Source organism: Salipaludibacillus agaradhaerens (assembly GCF_002019735.1).
GTDB lineage: Bacteria > Bacillota > Bacilli > Bacillales > Salisediminibacteriaceae > Salipaludibacillus > Salipaludibacillus agaradhaerens.
The window spans coordinates 1,052,952-1,071,478 of record NZ_KV917378.1 but is presented as its reverse complement, the minus strand read 5'-3'; the positions used below and the strand labels follow the sequence as shown (position 1 = coordinate 1,071,478).

Sequence of the window (18,527 nt, the reverse complement as noted above, 5' to 3'; positions counted from 1 at the left end):
GTTGGAGGGAAAAGAACTAGCTTGTTCATTTAGGGGAGAGTGTATTCTCTTTAAGAAAGATGAAGGCTAAGAGGAAAGCGCCCAGAAATAGCTCATTTGGAGCGCCTTCCATATTAATGTCCTTATCTCCTATTCATTTCCGAAGGCTTTGGTCCTTTCCGTACACCACGGTCTAAATTATTTATTAATTCAATTTCATCATCTGTTAACTCAAAATCGAACACATTAAAATTCTCTTCTATACGAGATGGCGTGACTGATTTAGGAATGACGATAGAGTCATTTTGTAGATGCCACCGTATAATAACTTGTGCGCCTGTCTTTTGATGATCTCGAGCGATACCTTGAACGACGGGATGATTTAGAACTTCTCCTCCTTGCATAAGTGGGCTCCAGGATTCGATGTAAATATTATGCTTCTTGCAAAATGTTTTTAATTCATTTTGGGCTAGAAATGGGTGACATTCCACTTGGTTAACAGCTGGAGGGAGGTCACATTCATCCAGAAGCCGTTGTAAATGCTCACTATCAAAATTACAAACACCTATCGCTTTAGCCCGCCCTTCATGATAAAGCTTTTCAAGAGCTTTGTAAGTATCGACGTACTGATCAAATTGTGGTGTTGGCCAATGAATAAGATAAAGGTCGATGTAGTCAAGATTTAATCGTTCAAGACTAGCATCAAATGCTTTTAAAGTCGTTTCATAACCTTGATCAGCGTTCCATACTTTGGTCGTAATAAACAGGTCTTCTCGGGGAATAAGACTATCCTTAATGCCTTGCCCGACACCTATTTCGTTCTTGTAAATCATGGCTGTGTCAATGGAGCGGTAGCCAGTTTCAATCGCTTTCAAAACGACAGATGCTGCTTCATCATTATTAACTTGCCAAACACCGAAGCCTAATTGCGGCATAGACAATCCATTATTTAACGTTACATTCCTCATCTAACCACTCCTTATAGATTATATTACACCCAAAAGTATAGCATAAATTAGTAAGGATAAAGTCTTTAACACCATGAATTAAGTTCTTTAAACAAATATGATCAAATGTCATAAGTATGTAATTTTAATTACGCAATTGAAAAAACAATGTTTTCCGTGATATGTGAGGGGCTAAAGTAGGTGGGAGCTGAACTAACTGACATGTCATTATTCGGGGTATGCAACTGAACTTTGCTAAATTGGTGTAAGACAGACACTCTAACATGATGGTGGGCATATAAATAGAAAACGAGTTAAAGGAGGGAGTGTTTACACATGTCCACCATTTTGGCAGCTATCACTCACGTGGTGAAAGAGCTGCTAGTCTTTGTGTCATTTGTAAAGAACAATGCCTTTCCACAGCCATTAAGCCAGCAGGATGAAAAAAAATACATTGAATTAATGAAGGAAGGAGACGAACACGCCCGCAATTTACTCATTGAACATAACCTGCGCTTAGTGGCTCATATCGTGAAGAAATTTGAGAATACCCGTGAAGACACAGAAGATCTTATTTCCATCGGTACAATTGGACTTATTAAGGCGATTGAAAGCTATTCATCTGGTAAAGGGACAAAGCTTGCAACGTATGCGGCCCGCTGTATTGAAAATGAAATTTTAATGCATTTACGGGCATTAAAGAAAGTAAGAAAAGATGTGTCGTTGCATGATCCGATAGGTCAAGATAAAGAAGGAAATGAAATTAGCCTCATTGATGTTCTTCAAGCAGAAACCGAGGATCTTGTGGATCAAATTCAGTTGAATATGGAAAAAAAGCAAATATATAAATACATTCACGTCCTTGATAGTCGGGAAAAAGAAGTGATTGTTGGTCGTTTTGGTTTAGATATGAAGAAGGAAAAAACTCAGCGAGAAATTTCAAAAGAATTGGGGATTTCAAGAAGTTATGTATCTCGTATTGAAAAAAGAGCACTTATGAAGTTGTTCCATGAGTTCTATCGTGATCATAAAAAAGGTCTTCGAAAAGGAAAGGAATAATTTATAAGAGAGCGACGTTAAACGCCTTCATCGACTAAAGTTGTCACATGGAGGCGTTTTTTAATAAAAGTAACTTTAGACAAATTTACATAAAGGTATAAAATTAAGTGGATGTTTAATCATTATTTTTTCACCTTCTTAACATCCTCTCGGCTGGCATAAAGGCTACGCGTAGATTTCTTGAAGAAATGTATCAGTTTCACAGATGTATTAAATGAAAAATAAGGTTTGCCCATACTAGTTAGCTGACTAAGATGAAGCCAATAAATGCTTAAGCATATGATGATACCAGCAAATCCGAATAAGGTCGCCATAATCATCATTGGAAAACGTAGAAGTCTTATAGCCATAGTCATTTCTTTATTAGGTACAATAAAAGAAGCACAAGCTGTCAATGCTACGACAAATAACATGATACGTGAAATTAAATCAGTACTAATCACGAGGTCACCGATAACTAATCCTCCAGCAAGGACGATGATTTTACCTATAGGAGTTGGAAATAGAACACCTATTTCTTGAATGGCGTCTATTAAAAGCTCAACTATAAACGTTTCAAGAAATGGACTGTATGTGACGAAGAAAAGAGCTTCTTTTACGATAGAAGAGAGTATATAAGGAAAAAGATTAAAATGGAAACTGACTAGTGCAATATAAAAGCTTGGTAATGTCACAGAAGTAATGAAGCTAATAAGTCGTAATGGCGGGAGTAGCATTTTCTTTTTATTACAATGGTTGATGGCCGTTTTATGAGTTTCATAAAAAGCCAAAAATGTCATCGGTAAAATAAGCGCTTGTGAATCTCCCTCGATTAAAAGAACGACTCGCCCTTTTAATAAATGAGAAATACATGGGTTAAGCCGATCGGTTTTCATAAATTGAGGAAAGGGAGAGAAAGGAAAGTCTTCTAAATGCTCCTCTACCATTCCAGTAGTGAGTGCTTTCGTACTAGTCAATGTACTAAGACGTCTCTTCACTTCTTGAAGAACTTGAGTATCAGCAGCACCCTTTCTATATACCAAGGTGAGACTACCATTTTTGTCGCTATTCATGTGCTGGATCACTAATTGTGCCTGTGAAACGTGCTTTCTTAGCTGAAAAATATTTTCTTTCTTTTCTCTTACGAAATGCTCTACTGGACTTTGATGGTGGTTATCTTGTTTAAAGTGTGATGTTTTGATACAAAAACATAAAGGGAGACTATCGACGAAAATGATCGTATTCCCTGCAAGTATTTCTTGTATAATGTCGGATGCTTCATAAAATCTTTTGGCACCGAGTTGGTTAAATAACTGAAGCATCGTCAGGCGGGATGTTATTTGGGCAAGGTAAGTATTTAAATCAAATTGGTCCTTCTGAGATACTAAAGAATCCAAATATATCACTTCACAACTTTCATAAGAAACGATATGGTAGTGCTTAATGCTCAACTCATTTGTCTCGTTAAGTGCTTCCTTTACATAAAGGCTGTTCTTTTTAGCGGACGTTGTGACGATAAATGAGGGCTGTGTGTCCGTTGTCATTCTAAAATTGTTGCTTTTTACTTCCTCATTTTTATGAAACCAGCTAAAGAGTTTCATGGTTTTCTCCTTTGGATAAAGTCGGGGTACTTAAATGATATGAAAAGACTTTTATATACTCAGTGTGCCTGTATTAAATGAAAATTATTCATTTATCACAGATAACCGTCCTTAAAGCTCCCTGCTCAAATAGAGAGGAGTATTTGTGTGTGGTGGTTACTATCGTTCGCTAATGTCCTGATTGACTCAAATACTAATAATTAGAAAAAACTATTTAAGCGGGATAAAGGATGCTAATATCTTAATTGTAGGTTCGTCTTATATTGGGCGTGATACCTCTTAGTTAATATTCGCGTAGAAAATATGATAAGATAATGACGGAAGATGTAGAAACAGGAGGCTAAACGATGAAATTTATTGATAATGAAGGTGTAACCGATCCAAGAATTAATTTAGCAATTGAAGAATACGCTTTAAGGCATCTACCAATTGATGATACGTATTTACTTTTTTACGTTAATGAGCCGTCAATCATCGTAGGCAAAAACCAAAATACCATTGAAGAAATAAATAAAGAGTATGTGGAAAAAAATCATATTCATGTCGTTCGACGTCTTTCCGGTGGCGGGGCGGTGTATCATGATTTAGGGAATTTAAATTTCAGCTTTTTGACGAGGGATGATGGAAAAAGTTTTTCTAACTTTCAGAAATTCACTTCTCCTGTTATTAATGCGCTTCAAAAGCTAGGTGTTAATGCGCAATTAAGTGGGCGTAACGACATTCAAGTGGGTGAAAAGAAAATTTCGGGGAACGCTCAGTATACGACAAAAGGACGAATGTTTAGTCACGGTACGTTATTACTTGATTCTGAAATTGAAAAAGTAGTAGATGCATTAAAAGTAAACGCTGAGAAAATTCGTTCTAAAGGTATTAAATCCATTAGAAGTCGAGTAGCTAATATTAATGAGTTTTTAGAAGATAAATTAACAGTAGATGAATTGAAGAAAGTTCTATTAGACGATATCTTTGCTGGTGGCGATGTGGAAACATATAAACTCACGGAAAATGATTGGAAAGGGATTAACCAAATATCAAATGAAAGATATGGTAACTGGGATTGGAATTATGGCAAGTCCCCTAAATTTGATTTGCATCGCTCTAAACGATTTGAAGGTGGCACGATTGATGTTCGCCTAAACGTGTCCAAAGGGGAGATTACTGATTGTAAAATATTTGGTGACTTTTTTGGTGTAGGAGAAGTAAGTGATGTGGAAGAATTACTGATAGGTGTTAAATATGAAAAAAATGCCCTTCACGAGGCTTTGGCAGATGTTGATATGAGTTATTACTTCGGGAAGGCTCCACGTGAAGGATTAATAGAACTCATATATTAGTTAAAAAGGCGCTGTCTTCAAATCTCATTCTTTGAAGATCGCGCCTTTTAAAGTCGTTTATACGAGTATTAAACCCATTTTTACTTAATAGCAGCGGTAAGTGCCACGTCTACCATGTCATTAAACGTGCTTTGGCGTTCTTCAGAACTTGTTTCTTCACCAGTTAAAATATGATCACTAACTGTCAGTACAGACAAGGCATTGACATCAAAGCGCGATGCAATGGTGTAAAGGGCAGACGTTTCCATTTCTACTGCTAATACTTGGTGATTAGCAAGAAGCGGGATTAGATCTTTGTCCTCATTATAAAAAACATCGCTCGTAAAAACACTGCCAACTTTAACATTTAGCTCATGAGCAGTTGCGCCATCATAAGCTTTTTTAAGTAAATCAAAGTTAGCGGTTGGTGCAAAATCAATTCCTTTAAAATGATGGCGGTTCACGCCTGAATTGGAAGTAGCACTCATGGCAATGATAACGTCTCGTACTTTTACATCCTTTTGAATTGCGCCACACGTCCCTACTCGAATGAGGTTTTTAACCCCGTAGCTGTTAATTAATTCATGGACATAAATTGAAATTGAAGGGACACCCATGCCTGTCCCTTGCACAGAAATTCGTTCACCTTTATATGTTCCTGTAAACCCAAGCATTCCTCTTACTTCATTATAGCACGTCACATCAGTCAGAAAGTTTTCTGCGATATATTGTGCGCGAAGAGGGTCCCCTGGTAATAAGATAGACTCTGCTATGTCACCTTGTTTTGCTCCAATATGTACACTCATCTCATGTAGCCTCCTTCTCATAGTTCATGATCAACTTTAAACGTACCATAGAAATACAGAAAAAAGCAAAATAAATAGCTAAATAGCTCATATAACGTTGCAAACATGATGTAGCTTTTCCTATGGAAAGAAAATGAGACATAGGACTTATTGATAAACTCTCTAAAATAAGCGGATTTCCCTATTTGGTATGGTATATTAGTCGTATATGATACGATCGAATGAGGTGGAAAGATGGAAGTAATCAATAGTTTAAATTGGGAAGACACCATTATTGGCCGAGTACTTGCTGATGATGTCGTTTCTCAGTCAGGCCATTTTTTATTGAGAAGAGGGACTGTTTTAACCCATTGGCATCTTAATATTTTAAAAAATCATAGTATTGAAGAGATACGTCTAAAAGAACAGACAGAACCACCTGTTAATTTAGAATTAAAACAAGTTTTTAAACATAAAGAACCACTGTCTACTCATTATTATGAAAACATCAAAGAGATTAAAAGACTTTTTCAGGATGCTATATCTAAACAGGTACCTTCGTTACAGGAATTTATGGTGCCTTTTACACCTTTAATGGAAACTGTACTAAAAGGCCCAGACATTTTTTTAGAGCTGCGACATATAAAAGGGCATGATGAGTATACATTTCGCCATTGTCTAAATGTGGGTCTCCTCTCGGCTACTATTGGAAAAATTCTACGTTATTCGCATAGTGAGACAGTAAAGTTAGGGACAATGGGATTTTTACATGATATTGGTAAAATGAAGGTGTCGTTGCAAATACTGAATAAAGAAGATCCCCTCACAGAGGAAGAGTTTAAAGAAATTCAAAATCACACGATTTATGGCCGGGACATCTTGAAAGAAATGTACGGAACTAGTGAAGATATTATTAATGGTGCTCTTTATCATCATGAAAGAATGAACGGTTCAGGCTATCCTTTTGGAATTAAGAAAGAGGAGATTCCATTTTTAGCGCAAATTATTGCAGTAGCCGACGTGTATGACGCTATTTCTTCTGATAGAATTTATCGTGATAAATTTACACCTTTTGAAGCGCTTGATGAGTTAGTACAGGAAGTATACAAGGATAAGCTTAATGGAGAAATCGTTTTCCCATTTGTCTCTCACATTCTCAATGGTTATATTGGAAAAGAAGTGGAATTGAGTGATGGTAGTAAAGGGGAAATTGTTCAACTATTTATGGAAGAAATTAACCGTCCTCTTGTTAAAATAGGAGACGATTTTATTGATTTAAAAACAGAGCGAAAACTTCATATAAAAGATGTTTATATTCCAGATAAAAATTTTGCATTTAACTCTAATAAAGAAGACCTATAAATCTCTTATTTTAAAACCTTGGCATGCCAGGGTTTTTTTCTTTGTCAGGATGGATGAAGGAAAACCTAAGTCCTGAATAACGAGAGGACTTAGGTTAATGAAAAATTATTTTTGTTCCACACCGAGAACTCGATTTACGCGTTTACGAAGCATCTTCATACCACCGCCGCCCGCTTGAAAGTGGCGTAGTTGACCGTCTTTATCAAACACGTAATAGGCCGGCACGTACTGATTTTCAAACGCATCAGTCAATTTATGTTCACTGTCAACGTATATCGGTTGGCTAATGTCATGTTCTTTGGCAGTCGCTTCGATAGTACTTAAATCAAGATCCTTTTCAGAACGAGGCATATGGACAGCGATCACATTCAACTCATCTTTGTACTCATCACGAAAAGTATTTACATCAGGCATGGCATCTTTACAAAGTCCGCAGCTTACAGACCAAAAATGAATAAGAGTTGGTTTGTCACCTAATAGCTCTGATTTTGATTTTTCACCATTTAACCAAGTGGTTGCACCTTCTAATTCTGGCATTGGTTCACGTAGCTTCATTCAAAACACTCCTCATAATTAAAAATCGTCTACTTATTACTCACTGATTATAGGTTCCTTTTATTATAAAGTAGCTTGTCCAGGCTTCCAATTTGCAGGACAAAGCCCACCAGTTTGAAGCGCTTGAAGGACACGTAAGGTTTCATCTACGTCTCGGCCGATGTTATTGTGATTGACAACAGAATACATCAGCTCGCCTTCAGGACTGATGATGAAAAGTCCCCGTAGTGCCACACCTTCGTCCTCAATAAGAACCCCATATTCACGGGAAATAGTATGGTTAGTATCAGCAGCCAGTGGATAATTTAGGTCGCCTAGACCATTATTATCACGGTGGGTGTTGATCCATGCTAAATGTGTATGAACGGTGTCAGTTGAAACACCAATAACTTCAGCATCTAAATCTTCAAATTCGTCGTATCGATCACTTAATGATGTTATTTCTGTTGGACAAACATGGGTAAAATCCATTGGATAAAAGAATAATACCGTCCATTGATCTTTTTTCATGTAGTCTTCTAAAGACACTTTACTAAATTCCTTATTAGGCATGACAGCTTCCATCTCAAATCTTGGTGCCTGTTTAGCTACCATTCGCTTATCTGACATCGTTATCTCTCCTTAATAATAATAGTTATTATTTTGTACGCACTTTATTCTTACATCCACGTATCTACATGTCAAGTGAAAAGGTTCACTATCTTATTAAATCTTAAAAACCATTATATAAAAAGCTAACTGTTGTTTTCAAGTAATTTGCTCATATAGCTATGAAGGTCCAATTCTCAATGCGATTACAGATTCTCATTTACAGAGTATTTAGTATGAATAGCTTTAAGTAACTCTTCTTTAGAGATATGAGGGGAGGTTAATTCAAGGCCTTCGCTATATAACAGCATGTCTTTGAACAGGGGGCTCGGCTTATACCCAGCCTGTTTTAAATCTTCCCCATTTATTGTTCGTCTCAAGGTTTCCCGCTTAAGAATATAATTGAACAGCTTCGTTGTATTTTTTTCAGTAAAAATTGAAAACCATGCTATGAGTGGCTCTTTATTAATTTGAGAAAATGTCATATGTAAGTCCATTAACGACAAATTTAATAAATAATGTAGATCAACTTTTTGTTTTGTAAGTGATTGGAACGTATCTAATGTTTTAATGTCTTCCTTTTTTAGGCAATAATCATACAGCTCTGCAAAGCTCTCTTTATTCATAGTGGTTAGTAAAGCCATATAACAAATCCATATAGATGAGTGAACAGCCACATTTTTGTCTTGAAGAACTGCCTGCCAGCCTGCAAGAGTTTTAATATGTTTTGCTGATAGGTTGATGTCTAAAGGTGATTGGAACAGATAATTTAATAATGAAAAGGTATCCATACGCATCACACAAATTAACGGGTCTTCTTCGTTAAATAGACGTATGAGTTCACTTGCAAGACGAGGTTTTGAGACAGAATGAATATGACTCACAGATTCATGGGCAAGTCGTTCGGTATTTTTCGATAAGCGAAAGTTAAAACGTGATTCAAAACGAATGGCCCGCAAAAGTCGTGTAGGATCTTCTACAAAGCTTAAATTATAAAGAACAAGCAATTGCTGCTTTTGTAAGTCCTTTAAACCGTTAAAGTGGTCTAATAATTCACCGAAAGCTTCTTCGTGAAGGCAAATAGCCATAGCGTTAATTGTAAAATCCCGTCTATATAAGTCTTCCTTAATAGTAGAAAGTTCGACATTAGGTAGAGCGGCTGGGAAATCGTAGTATTCTGTTCGTGCACTTGTTAAATCGACTTTGTAACCATTAGGATGCTTCCAAGTAGCTGTGCGAAATGTTTCGTGGGTTCTAACGTGACCACCGTAGTGTTCCTGCATATGAAGTGCAAAGTCAATGCCATCGCCTTCAACAACAATGTCCATATCTTCATTACGACGGTTAAGAAGTAGATCTCTTACCGTACCCCCGATTAAATAAGCACGCATAGATAGCCTTCCGGCTTCCTTTCCAAGCAGTTGTAACACATTATAAATAGTAGAAGGCAATTGTTTTTTCATCGTCTGTGTCAGCTGTCTTTTTAAAGGCACAGAGGTATGCTGAATAGCATGTACGCTACTTTTATTAATTCCGTGCATAGCTTGAATAATATCTGTTCTTGAAACGATGCCAATGAGCTGGTCTTTATGAATAACAGGCAATCTTCCAACATGTTCTTCAATCATAAACTCCCTGATCGTACTGATTTTTTCATGAAGATCAATTGTAATAGGAGAGTGGCTCATATAACCTTTTACAGGTGCATGTCCTAAATCGTGATGAAGAGCTTTGTCAACATCTCTTCGGGAAATGATACCGATAACCTTTTTATCTTCTACGACCGGAAAGCCTGTATGTCCATAGCGATACAGCATTTTAGACACTGTTTCAATAGTTGTATTTGGGGCGACTACGCGAACAGGTGATGACATAATATGCTTAGCAGTCATCGCATCTTCAACGGTAGCAGGAAGATGCGCTCTGACCTCCGTCATGATGGACGTAAGGTCTTTTCCATTAATTGATGCGGAAGCAGCTTTTTCATGTCCACCACCATTAAAGTGTCTAATAACAGGAAGGACGTTGATTCTGTCATTATCTGCTCTAGCCGTTATGAATGTTTTATTCCCCATTGTGACCACGGAATAGACAGCATCAGCCCCTGTAACTTGAAGCAACTTCTTTGTGATGACAGAGAGGTGGCCAGTGTATGATTTTTGACTGTGATAGGCAATAATTATATCAGTTCCATCAATTGAAATCAGGTCATTATGATCTACTAATTGTTGAAAAAGAGAAAGTTGCTCCTCCGTTAATGGCGCATCACGGAACTGTTCAATGACGCGCAAATTAGCCCCTTGTTCTAAATGGAATGCAGCAGCAGCTAAGTCTCGTGACGTTGTATTTTCATAGGTGAAAGCCCCTGTATCTGAATAAACACCTAAGCCAAAAAGAGTGGCCTCTAAAGGAGAGACAGAGAGTTCTTGTTGTTGGATTAACTCAGTTAAAAGAGTGATGGTCGCCCCAACATCATCGACCTTTCCTTCAGTGTATGACACCGTTTCTTCTGTCTGAGGGTGATGATCATATACGTGATATGTCACGTCAGGAGGTAGCTTATCAGCTACGTCACCCAACCTGTTAATACTGTTAGTATCAACAAGTATTAATACGTTAATTTTTGCCCATGGAACCTCTGACAATGGTTTAAATGTAAATGTATCTTTATAAATAGCTAAAAAATGGTTAACTTCAGGGGCTAATTTGGCAGGTAGTATAATGTCAGCTTCAGGATATAATTTTTTAGCAGCAATCAAAGAGGCGAGCCCATCAAAATCCAGATTGCTGTGAGAAAATATCGTTTGCATGTCATCTCCTCCAGCTTGTGATAGTATGTTTACTATTTAAACATATTTTTGAATGAAAAGCCTTCCTAATTAGGAAGGCGTTTTTAAAGGATAGACAATTAAATGAAGGTTAAAACATGTAGTTATCGTGAAAATCCTAGTATGAATCTTTTTCTTTAAAGCTATTATAATTTTTTAAACCGGAAATGGCTGATCATTAAAATAGAAAGTGATAAAATGAGAAACATGAAAAGGGGAGGCGAAAAAGAATAGCTAAACAGGAAGCTTATAGTTAGAAGGCATCCTGCTCCAGTAATGGGAAGACCGATAAAATATCCGGATGAATTAGAAATGTTAAACTGGGCGAGGCGTATGGCACCGCAAATGATAAAAAAAATTGAAGCCATTGCACCAGCTGCTCCAAATTGATAGAGTACTGAATTAAAGAGAAGAAGCGAAGGGGCTACCCCAAAAGATATTAAGTCACATAATGAGTCCAATTGCTTACCTAATTCCGATTGAATATTCATTTTTCTAGCAACTTTACCATCAAGCAGGTCAAGGATAGCGGCTGTGCTAATAAACGCCACTGTCAAACCTGTATGCCCTTGAAGTAGAGAAAGGAGCGCAAGACTTCCAAAGCCCAAATTCATAATTGTAATCACATTAGCCGTCTGGCTACGTAAGCGTTTAACTGCACTGTCAAAAAAATGCTGCAACAGGACCATCTAAGATCACTCCTATGTAATTTGAGAACACTAAGCTATAATAAATGTTAATTATACCATAATAAGTAGAGAGGTACTATAAAATTAGTTACCCGAGAAAGGAAGTTTAATAAGGTATGAAAAAAAGGTTATATCGACTTATGCTTGAACTCACTCATAATCCATTATATAACTATATGCTAAAAAAGGCAGCTACACACTCTTGGAGTCGGAAAGCTATTCCTTCCTTCTCCAAGACGTTTAATATTAATACTAATGAGGTAGCTCGTCAGGCAGCAGAGTTTCAACATTTGAATGATTTTTTTAGTAGGGAATTAAAAGAGGGTGCACGTCCGGTTAGTCAGGCTGTCAATGAGATTGTGAGTCCGGTTGACGGTGTTCTATCGGAAGTAGGAGATATTACAGATAAAACACTTATGCATATTAAACAGAAACCCCATTCTTTAAAGACGATGCTCGGTCTTACAGGTGCTGTGAATACGTATTTGGGAGGAAAATATTTCGTCTTTTATCTATCACCTAAAGACTACCACCGTATCCATGCTCCTTATTCGGGACATGTTAGACGACGTTGGGCTCTAGGGAGGTATTCAGAACCGGTCAACCACTTAGGCTTTTATTTCGGACAAGAACCACTAGCCACGAATTATCGTCTGATTACAGAGTTTGAAAGCTCTAAACATCGTTTTGCTGTCGTAAAAATTGGCGCATTAAATGTGAATAGTATTCATTTGTCACATACTGAGCCATATAGTCAAAAGGGTGAAGAAATAGGGTATTTTTCGTTTGGTTCTACGGTCGTTTTATTATTTCAACAAAATACGGTTGAATTAGCGCGATGGATTGCTGACACTAATAAAAGCAATGTGCCAGTTAAACAAGGTGAAACGATCGCCTCATGGGTTAATCAAGAAGAATGATTGTCCTGACACATAGAATGGAAAAATAGAAAAACGAGGCGGGATAAAGCCCCGTCTCGTTTTAAAAATTATTTCCTTTATGGAAATATGTTCTGTGTTAATGGTCCGCTTCTGATTTTTGCTTATTAATCGCATCAGCTAAATCATCTTGCGTGCTTTTTTCAGACATTTTTACGTTAACATTATAGGCTGAGCGAGCTATCATGAACGCAGCTACTGGCGCTGTCATAAATACAAAGATGATTGTGAGTAGCAGTTTACCAACAAACATGCCATGAATCGCAAGAAAATACAGAAAGACACCAATGATCACACTGATAACTCCGAGTGTGGCGCTTTTAGTAGCAGCATGGAGGCGTCCATAAACATCAGGTAACCTAAGAATTCCTATAGACCCTAAGACACTTAGAAGCCCTCCTAATAAAAGAAAGATACTAATGATGATCTCTATCAAGAACCACACCCCCCTCAATAAATTTAGCTATGGCTACCGAGCCGATAAAAGCAAGGATAGCTAAAACAAGGACGACTTCAGCATAAGCGATTGTATCTTGAATTAATAGCAATATGGCAGTGAAGCCAATGAGATTAATGCCGATTGTATCCAAAGCTGTTAGTCGGTCTGACATGCTAGGGCCGATTAGAGCACGAATAGTACAAGCAAAAATAGAAAGGGACATTAATATTAGTACAATTATTGCAACAGTCGTTAACATTAATGTGTCACCTCCATAATCGCTTTTTCAAATGAATCATGAATCTCAGCAATAGCCTTTTCTTTGTCAGGTACGTGAATGGAGTGAACAAATAAAGTTCGCCCATCTTCCGAAAAATTCATCGTTAAAGTTCCAGGAGTAAGAGAAATCAGATTAGCTAAAAGTGTTACTTCCCAATCTGTTTTAAGTTTGGTCGGTACAGCAATGATTCCTGGTTGGATGTCGGGATTCGGACTTAAAACGATTTTTGTCATATCAATATTAGACAAGATAAGTTTATATAGAAACAACACTAATAGCTTGAATACTGCTACAACACGTCGGAAATAAAAATCGAAGTGTAAAAACCTTCTTAGAACAAATAAAAGTAATAAACCTACGATATAACCAAGCATAAACTCTACGACAGTATACTCGGTCCTTAACAACATCCATATTAAAGCTAAACCTATATTTAATAAAATTTGAAAGGCCATGGCTACTACTCCTTAAGCACAGAATTAATATAGTCGGAAGGATCCATAAGTTGCTCAGCAAGTTCCAATGAAAATTGGATAAATGGTTCAGCTGCTACCCCTAAGATAATGGTTAAAGCAACTAATGGTAGGGTAGTAACTAATAGTTTACCAACCTTTTTATTTTTTGCGTCTGGATCAGGCGCTTTAACTTCTCCCCAAAAGGACGTCATGAAAATCTTAAGCATGGAGAACAATGTTAAAACCCCAGTAATAAGACTGACTGCAATAATAAAGTAATGTCCCGCTTCTAAACCAGCTACAACGAGAGCAAATTTCCCAAAAAATCCACTTAAAGGTGGGATACCTGCTAGTGAGAAGGCGGCAATGAAGAAAAGCCAGCCGACGTACGGGTGTGTTTTGAGTAAACCGCTCATCTGTTTTAAATGGGAAGTGCCTGTGATTTTTTCAGCAATTCCTGCATATAGAAACAACGCTGATTTTACGATAATGTTATGGACGAGAAAATAGAATGTTCCCGCAATAGCCAATGGTGTGAAGATCCCGATTCCCATAATCATATAGCCTACCTGACTAACGATATGAACAGCAAGGATACGTTTAAAGTCAAATTGAGATACGGCACCGAGTACCCCGATAAACATTGTTAAACCACCGATAATGAGTAAGATTTGAAACACGAGCTGATCATGCGGAAAAATAAGTGTATACGTGCGCATGAGCGTGTAGACGCCGACTTTTGTTAACAATCCTCCAAAAAGCGCTGCGATGGCCGCAGGAGGAGCAAAGTAAGAGTGGGGAAGCCAGTAGTACAATGGGAAAATCGCACTTTTAGTCCCGAAAACAAATAGAAAGATTACCGCAATAACTGATACAACACCAGTCTGCTCTAATTCAGCTACTTTTTGAGATAAATCTGCCATATTTAATGTTCCAGTGACTCCGTAAAGATAGGCCACAGCTGTAATGAAAAACATAGATGAAACAGTGTTTATGATGACATATTTCAAAGACTCACGAAGTTGGTACCTTTTACTTCCCATTGATATGAGTATAAACGATGCAATGAGCATAACCTCGAAAAAGACAAAAAGGTTAAATAGATCACCAGTTAAAAATGAACCGTTCACCCCTACCATTAAAAAGAGGAAAAAGGGATGGAAATAATTCTTTTCTCGCTCCGCAGAAAACGTCTGAAAAGCAAACAATAGACAGACGATAGAAAGCAGGGCGGAGAGGGTGACGAGTGAACTGGATAGTAAATCAGCTACTAATACAATACCAAAAGGTGCTGGCCATGCACCCAATTCAATGGTTTGAATGCCATCGGTATATACAATATATGTCATGTAACTTGCCACTATAAGCATCGCGCTCGTGGCAATGACACTGGCCACGCGCTGAATGCGTTTGGAGTTCTTGAAGAATATTAAAATAATACCGACAAGAAGTGGTATGAGTATTGGTAGAATGACTAAGTTATTCATCTTCAGTTCCCCTTAATTCATCGAAATTATCTGTTTTGTGTTCTTTATATGTTCGATAGGCCAATACGAGCATAAAGGCAGTGATCCCGAAGCCGATAACAATCGCAGTTAAAATGAGCGCTTGTGGCAGCGGATCAGAATATGTTGACGCCTCTTCCCCTAAGAGGGGAGGAGCTCCTTGTTGTAGTCCTGACAATGTTAAAAGTAGTAAGTGGGCACCGTGTGAAATAACAACGACGCCAATGATAACCCTTAATAAACTTTTAGACAAAATCAAGTAGGTTGCTACAGTAAAGAGGACGCCGATCGTCAAAATCATTAATATTTCCATCAGCTATCATCCTCCGCAATAGTTAAAATAACGAGTAAAGTAAATCCAACGACTACTAAATATATCCCTAAATCAAAAGGAAGGGCAGTCGTTAATTCCGTTTTACCTAAAATCGGTAGTTGATAATATCTAAAGAACTGATTTAAGAACGGGTCACCTAGAAACATGCCGACCATACCGGTCAAGACAGCTAGTAGTAACCCGGAAGCAATGATTTTTGCGTAATTAAACGGCAATACTTTTTTAATGGTCTTAATATCAAAGCTTAAGAAAAGTAGCACCAGTGCTGATGCCGTCATCAAGCCCCCGATAAAGCCACCACCAGGATTGTTGTGCCCAGCGAAAAAGAGAAAGATGGAAAATGCCAGGATGATAAACGCCACGATTCTTGTAATAACATGTAATTGAATGGGAGTATTTTTCATTAGACATCTTCTCCTTTCCGCGCTTTAAATTTAATAAGGACAACGACTCCTAAGGCAACGATCCCTAAAACGAGAACTTCTAACAACGTATCAAGGCCACGGAAGTCCACTAATATGACGTTAACAATGTTATTCCCACCTGCTAACGCATAAGAATTCTCTACAAAGAAATCAGAAATGGGGCTAATTGGGTTCTCATAGCTATACGCATGCACACTCAAGGCTGTTAGTGTCACTACGAGTCCAACGCCGATTGAAATGATGAGATTAGATAACCTGAAGACAGGCTTAAACGTCTCTTTACGCAATTCAGGCAAGTGATAAAACACGAGCAAGAATAAAACAACCATGACTGTTTCTACGAGCAGTTGGGTCAACGCAAGATCAGGTGCTCGGAAGACCACGAAAAGAAGGGCTACGAGAAAGCCTACTACACCCATTAAAACAATAGCAGAAATACGCTTTGAAACAAAAGGAATAACAATCGTACTCAAGATTAGTGATAGGGACACAAAATACATATAAGATGGTATCTCAGTCGTGTTTGTAAAATCCACTGCAAGAGCGTTACTCTGCCATAACATGAAACTGACTATAGCAATTAAGAAAATAAACATGTATGAAAAGTAATCGCGCAAACGCCCTGTCATTTGTACATTATTCACTACAGTTGAACCATTAATTAACCCTGTCAGACCATTGTCATAAAACCAATTCAAAGGGTCTCTCTCTCGTAAGTAGAAAGTGGTGTCTTGCCACTTTTTTTGGTTTAAGAATATGAACGCTCCAAAGAAAACAACACCCATTGTCATGAATAATTCAGTATTAAAACCGTGCCAATGGTAAATGTTCACATAAAATTGTTCGCCAGGCGCTGTAAGGCCAGGCATAATCGACTGCATAACAGGCTCAATAATGGTATAGGAAAGTAAATTAGGGAACAATCCAAAAACAATCACTAATGATGCCAATATAATAGGCGAAATAAGTAAACCGATTGGAGCTTCATGAGCCGCTTTATCGAGTTTTTCAGGTTGATGTTTTCCCGTAAATGTTTTGAATAGCATAATCATGCAATAAATAAATGTGAACACACTGGCAATCCATGCGACGACAGGAAAAATCACCCCGAAATTACCAACGTTAAAAACGTCGAGAGTGGCACTATTCAATGTTCCAGTAAAAAACATTTCTTTACTCAAGAATCCATTAAAAGGCGGCAATCCAGCCATTGAAGCAATTCCAATCAGAGAGACGGTAAATGTAATTGGCATGATCGTCATGAGGCCGCCGAGTTTTCTAATATCCCTCGTGCCTGTTTCGTGATCAATGATACCCACGACCATGAACAGACTTCCTTTAAAGGTAGCGTGATTGATAAGGTGGAACACTGCAGCAAGAACAGCCACTATCGGTAAAGAAGTGCCGTCAATGATCTCATAATGATAGCCTGCAGATCCAAGTCCTAATAAGCTCATAATTAACCCTAGTTGACTTATAGTGGAAAATGCAAGGATTCCTTTCAAATCTTTTTGCCTAACAGCTGACACTGATCCCCATAGTAACGTAAATAAGCCGAAGGTAGAAATGATCCAAAACCATTCAGCTTGACCACCAAACACCGGGGTCATACGAGCCACTAAGTAAATACCAGCCTTAACCATTGTAGCTGAGTGTAAGTAAGCACTAACAGGCGTCGGTGCTTCCATAGCATCAGGCAACCAAATATGAAATGGAAATTGGGCTGATTTTGTAAAGGCCCCTAATAAAATTAATAGCATAGCAGGAATAAATAAAGGGCTTGTGACAATAACGTCAGCCATAGCAATAATTCCTCTTATACTGAATGTGTCTGTCATTAAATACATCAAAGTAAAACCAGCGAGCATTGAGAATCCACCAGTTACGGTAATTAACATAGACTTTTGAGCGCCATAACGGGATTTCTCTTTGTGGAACCAGTATGCGATAAGCAGTGATGATGCAAGACTGGTAATTTCCCAAAATACATATAAGACAATCAAGTTGTCTGATAACACAACGCCGAGCATAGCTCCCATAAACATCATTAAATAAACATAAAAGTTGTTAAGGGGCTCCTCTTTTTTGTTGGCGATATAATAAATTGAATAAAGAACGACGAGCGTTCCTATTCCGGTAATTAACAAAGCAAAAAGAAGGCTCAAACCGTCGAGGTAGACGGTAAAATTGATGCCAAGAGAAGGAACCCAAGCGACAGAATAACTGACTGTTTCCATAGGTGACCCATCTAATGGCAAATATTGAAAAAGGTAAATAAATAAAATCAATGGTAACGGTAAAATGAACCAGCCTGTATGAAGATGGCGGAATTTTTTGTAAATAATCGGCACAAAAATCGCCATAATAAATGGTGCTAAAGTAACAAAATGAAGCGTTGACAAGTGATAAACCTCCTTAATTTTATTCATATGCTGATATGATATATAGGCTTTTGGGAGTGTACAG

Annotated in this window: 18 protein-coding genes; 4 read left to right on the top strand and 14 right to left on the bottom strand. The window is 37.7% G+C overall.

Annotated elements, in window-relative coordinates; translation table 11 throughout:
* Positions 1–122 precede the first annotated feature (122 nt).
* On the bottom strand, positions 123–947 hold the full coding sequence (locus BK581_RS05145; protein WP_078577162.1) for an aldo/keto reductase: 825 nt from the start codon (positions 945–947) through the stop codon (positions 123–125).
* Between the two features lie 315 nt (positions 948–1,262).
* On the opposite strand from BK581_RS05145, the gene sigK reads away from it, so the two are divergent.
* Complete coding sequence (sigK, locus tag BK581_RS05140; RefSeq protein ID WP_078577161.1) at positions 1,263–1,985, top strand: RNA polymerase sporulation sigma factor SigK; 723 nt, start codon at positions 1,263–1,265, stop codon at positions 1,983–1,985.
* A 122-nt stretch (positions 1,986–2,107) separates the two neighbouring features.
* Here sigK and BK581_RS05135 read toward each other — a convergent pair whose 3' ends face one another.
* Entirely contained in the window at positions 2,108–3,565 is a 1,458-nt protein-coding gene (locus tag BK581_RS05135; protein WP_078577160.1) for a spore germination protein, read from the bottom strand.
* A 347-nt stretch (positions 3,566–3,912) separates the two neighbouring features.
* Here BK581_RS05135 and BK581_RS05130 point away from each other — a divergent pair, with 347 nt between their 5' ends.
* Positions 3,913–4,899: a lipoate--protein ligase gene (locus tag BK581_RS05130; RefSeq protein ID WP_078577159.1), complete on the top strand. Its 987-nt coding sequence runs from the start codon at positions 3,913–3,915 to the stop codon at positions 4,897–4,899.
* An 80-nt stretch (positions 4,900–4,979) separates the two neighbouring features.
* On the opposite strand, the gene deoD is transcribed toward BK581_RS05130, so the two are convergent.
* A complete protein-coding gene (gene deoD, locus BK581_RS05125) occupies positions 4,980–5,684 on the bottom strand; it encodes a purine-nucleoside phosphorylase (protein WP_078577158.1) in 705 nt (234 codons plus the stop codon).
* Positions 5,685–5,918: 234 nt separating this feature from the next.
* Between deoD and BK581_RS05120 the strand changes: the two genes are divergently transcribed.
* A complete protein-coding gene (locus BK581_RS05120; protein WP_078577157.1) occupies positions 5,919–7,025 on the top strand; it encodes an HD-GYP domain-containing protein in 1,107 nt (368 codons plus the stop codon).
* 105 nt (positions 7,026–7,130) lie between these two features.
* Here BK581_RS05120 and BK581_RS05115 read toward each other — a convergent pair whose 3' ends face one another.
* From BK581_RS05115 to pssA, 4 genes are all read right to left on the bottom strand, one after another.
* Positions 7,131–7,580, bottom strand: coding sequence for a TlpA family protein disulfide reductase (locus tag BK581_RS05115; protein ID WP_078577156.1), 450 nt, complete (start codon positions 7,578–7,580; stop codon positions 7,131–7,133).
* Between the two features lie 63 nt (positions 7,581–7,643).
* Positions 7,644–8,189, bottom strand: a complete 546-nt coding sequence (locus tag BK581_RS05110) for a peroxiredoxin (protein ID WP_078577155.1) — start codon at positions 8,187–8,189, stop codon at positions 7,644–7,646.
* 185 nt (positions 8,190–8,374) lie between these two features.
* Positions 8,375–10,978 (bottom strand): CBS domain-containing protein, encoded by a 2,604-nt coding sequence (locus BK581_RS05105; RefSeq protein ID WP_078577154.1) that lies wholly within the window; start codon positions 10,976–10,978, stop codon positions 8,375–8,377.
* 164 nt (positions 10,979–11,142) lie between these two features.
* Positions 11,143–11,685, bottom strand: coding sequence for a CDP-diacylglycerol--serine O-phosphatidyltransferase (gene pssA, locus BK581_RS05100; protein WP_078577153.1), 543 nt, complete (start codon positions 11,683–11,685; stop codon positions 11,143–11,145).
* Between the two features lie 116 nt (positions 11,686–11,801).
* Here pssA and BK581_RS05095 point away from each other — a divergent pair, with 116 nt between their 5' ends.
* On the top strand, positions 11,802–12,605 hold the full coding sequence (locus BK581_RS05095; protein ID WP_078577152.1) for a phosphatidylserine decarboxylase: 804 nt from the start codon (positions 11,802–11,804) through the stop codon (positions 12,603–12,605).
* A 97-nt stretch (positions 12,606–12,702) separates the two neighbouring features.
* Here the strand turns inward: BK581_RS05095 and mnhG are convergent, their stop codons facing one another.
* From mnhG to BK581_RS05060, 7 genes are read right to left on the bottom strand one after another with little or no spacing between them, the layout of a single operon-like run.
* On the bottom strand, positions 12,703–13,059 hold the full coding sequence (gene mnhG / locus BK581_RS05090; RefSeq protein ID WP_078577151.1) for a monovalent cation/H(+) antiporter subunit G: 357 nt from the start codon (positions 13,057–13,059) through the stop codon (positions 12,703–12,705).
* Positions 13,040–13,321 (bottom strand): Na(+)/H(+) antiporter subunit F1, encoded by a 282-nt coding sequence (locus BK581_RS05085; protein WP_078577150.1) that lies wholly within the window; start codon positions 13,319–13,321, stop codon positions 13,040–13,042. Before BK581_RS05085 ends, mnhG begins: the two co-directional genes overlap by 20 nt.
* Positions 13,321–13,797, bottom strand: coding sequence for a Na+/H+ antiporter subunit E (locus tag BK581_RS05080; protein ID WP_078577149.1), 477 nt, complete (start codon positions 13,795–13,797; stop codon positions 13,321–13,323). Before BK581_RS05080 ends, BK581_RS05085 begins: the two co-directional genes overlap by 1 nt.
* A gap of 5 nt (positions 13,798–13,802) precedes the next feature.
* Entirely contained in the window at positions 13,803–15,284 is a 1,482-nt protein-coding gene (locus BK581_RS05075) for a Na+/H+ antiporter subunit D (protein ID WP_078577148.1), read from the bottom strand.
* A complete protein-coding gene (locus tag BK581_RS05070; RefSeq protein ID WP_078577147.1) occupies positions 15,277–15,615 on the bottom strand; it encodes a Na(+)/H(+) antiporter subunit C in 339 nt (112 codons plus the stop codon). Before BK581_RS05070 ends, BK581_RS05075 begins: the two co-directional genes overlap by 8 nt.
* A complete protein-coding gene (locus BK581_RS05065) occupies positions 15,615–16,040 on the bottom strand; it encodes a Na(+)/H(+) antiporter subunit B (protein WP_078577146.1) in 426 nt (141 codons plus the stop codon). Before BK581_RS05065 ends, BK581_RS05070 begins: the two co-directional genes overlap by 1 nt.
* Positions 16,040–18,463, bottom strand: a complete 2,424-nt coding sequence (locus tag BK581_RS05060; RefSeq protein WP_078577145.1) for a Na+/H+ antiporter subunit A — start codon at positions 18,461–18,463, stop codon at positions 16,040–16,042. Before BK581_RS05060 ends, BK581_RS05065 begins: the two co-directional genes overlap by 1 nt.
* Positions 18,464–18,527: the final 64 nt, after the last annotated feature.

Coding starts and splice junctions, on each gene's coding strand:
- sigK (WP_078577161.1), top strand. CDS start 1,263: ATGTCCACCATTTTGGCAGCTATCACTCACGTGGTGAAAGAGCTGCTA.
- BK581_RS05130 (WP_078577159.1), top strand. CDS start 3,913: ATGAAATTTATTGATAATGAAGGTGTAACCGATCCAAGAATTAATTTA.
- BK581_RS05120 (WP_078577157.1), top strand. CDS start 5,919: ATGGAAGTAATCAATAGTTTAAATTGGGAAGACACCATTATTGGCCGA.
- BK581_RS05075 (WP_078577148.1), bottom strand. CDS start 15,284: ATGAATAACTTAGTCATTCTACCAATACTCATACCACTTCTTGTCGGT.
- deoD (WP_078577158.1), bottom strand. CDS start 5,684: ATGAGTGTACATATTGGAGCAAAACAAGGTGACATAGCAGAGTCTATC.
- pssA (WP_078577153.1), bottom strand. CDS start 11,685: ATGGTCCTGTTGCAGCATTTTTTTGACAGTGCAGTTAAACGCTTACGT.
- BK581_RS05145 (WP_078577162.1), bottom strand. CDS start 947: ATGAGGAATGTAACGTTAAATAATGGATTGTCTATGCCGCAATTAGGC.
- BK581_RS05070 (WP_078577147.1), bottom strand. CDS start 15,615: ATGGAAATATTAATGATTTTGACGATCGGCGTCCTCTTTACTGTAGCA.
- BK581_RS05135 (WP_078577160.1), bottom strand. CDS start 3,565: ATGAAACTCTTTAGCTGGTTTCATAAAAATGAGGAAGTAAAAAGCAAC.
- BK581_RS05080 (WP_078577149.1), bottom strand. CDS start 13,797: ATGGCCTTTCAAATTTTATTAAATATAGGTTTAGCTTTAATATGGATG.
- BK581_RS05105 (WP_078577154.1), bottom strand. CDS start 10,978: ATGCAAACGATATTTTCTCACAGCAATCTGGATTTTGATGGGCTCGCC.
- BK581_RS05095 (WP_078577152.1), top strand. CDS start 11,802: ATGAAAAAAAGGTTATATCGACTTATGCTTGAACTCACTCATAATCCA.
- BK581_RS05110 (WP_078577155.1), bottom strand. CDS start 8,189: ATGTCAGATAAGCGAATGGTAGCTAAACAGGCACCAAGATTTGAGATG.
- BK581_RS05065 (WP_078577146.1), bottom strand. CDS start 16,040: ATGAAAAATACTCCCATTCAATTACATGTTATTACAAGAATCGTGGCG.
- BK581_RS05085 (WP_078577150.1), bottom strand. CDS start 13,321: ATGTTAACGACTGTTGCAATAATTGTACTAATATTAATGTCCCTTTCT.
- BK581_RS05115 (WP_078577156.1), bottom strand. CDS start 7,580: ATGAAGCTACGTGAACCAATGCCAGAATTAGAAGGTGCAACCACTTGG.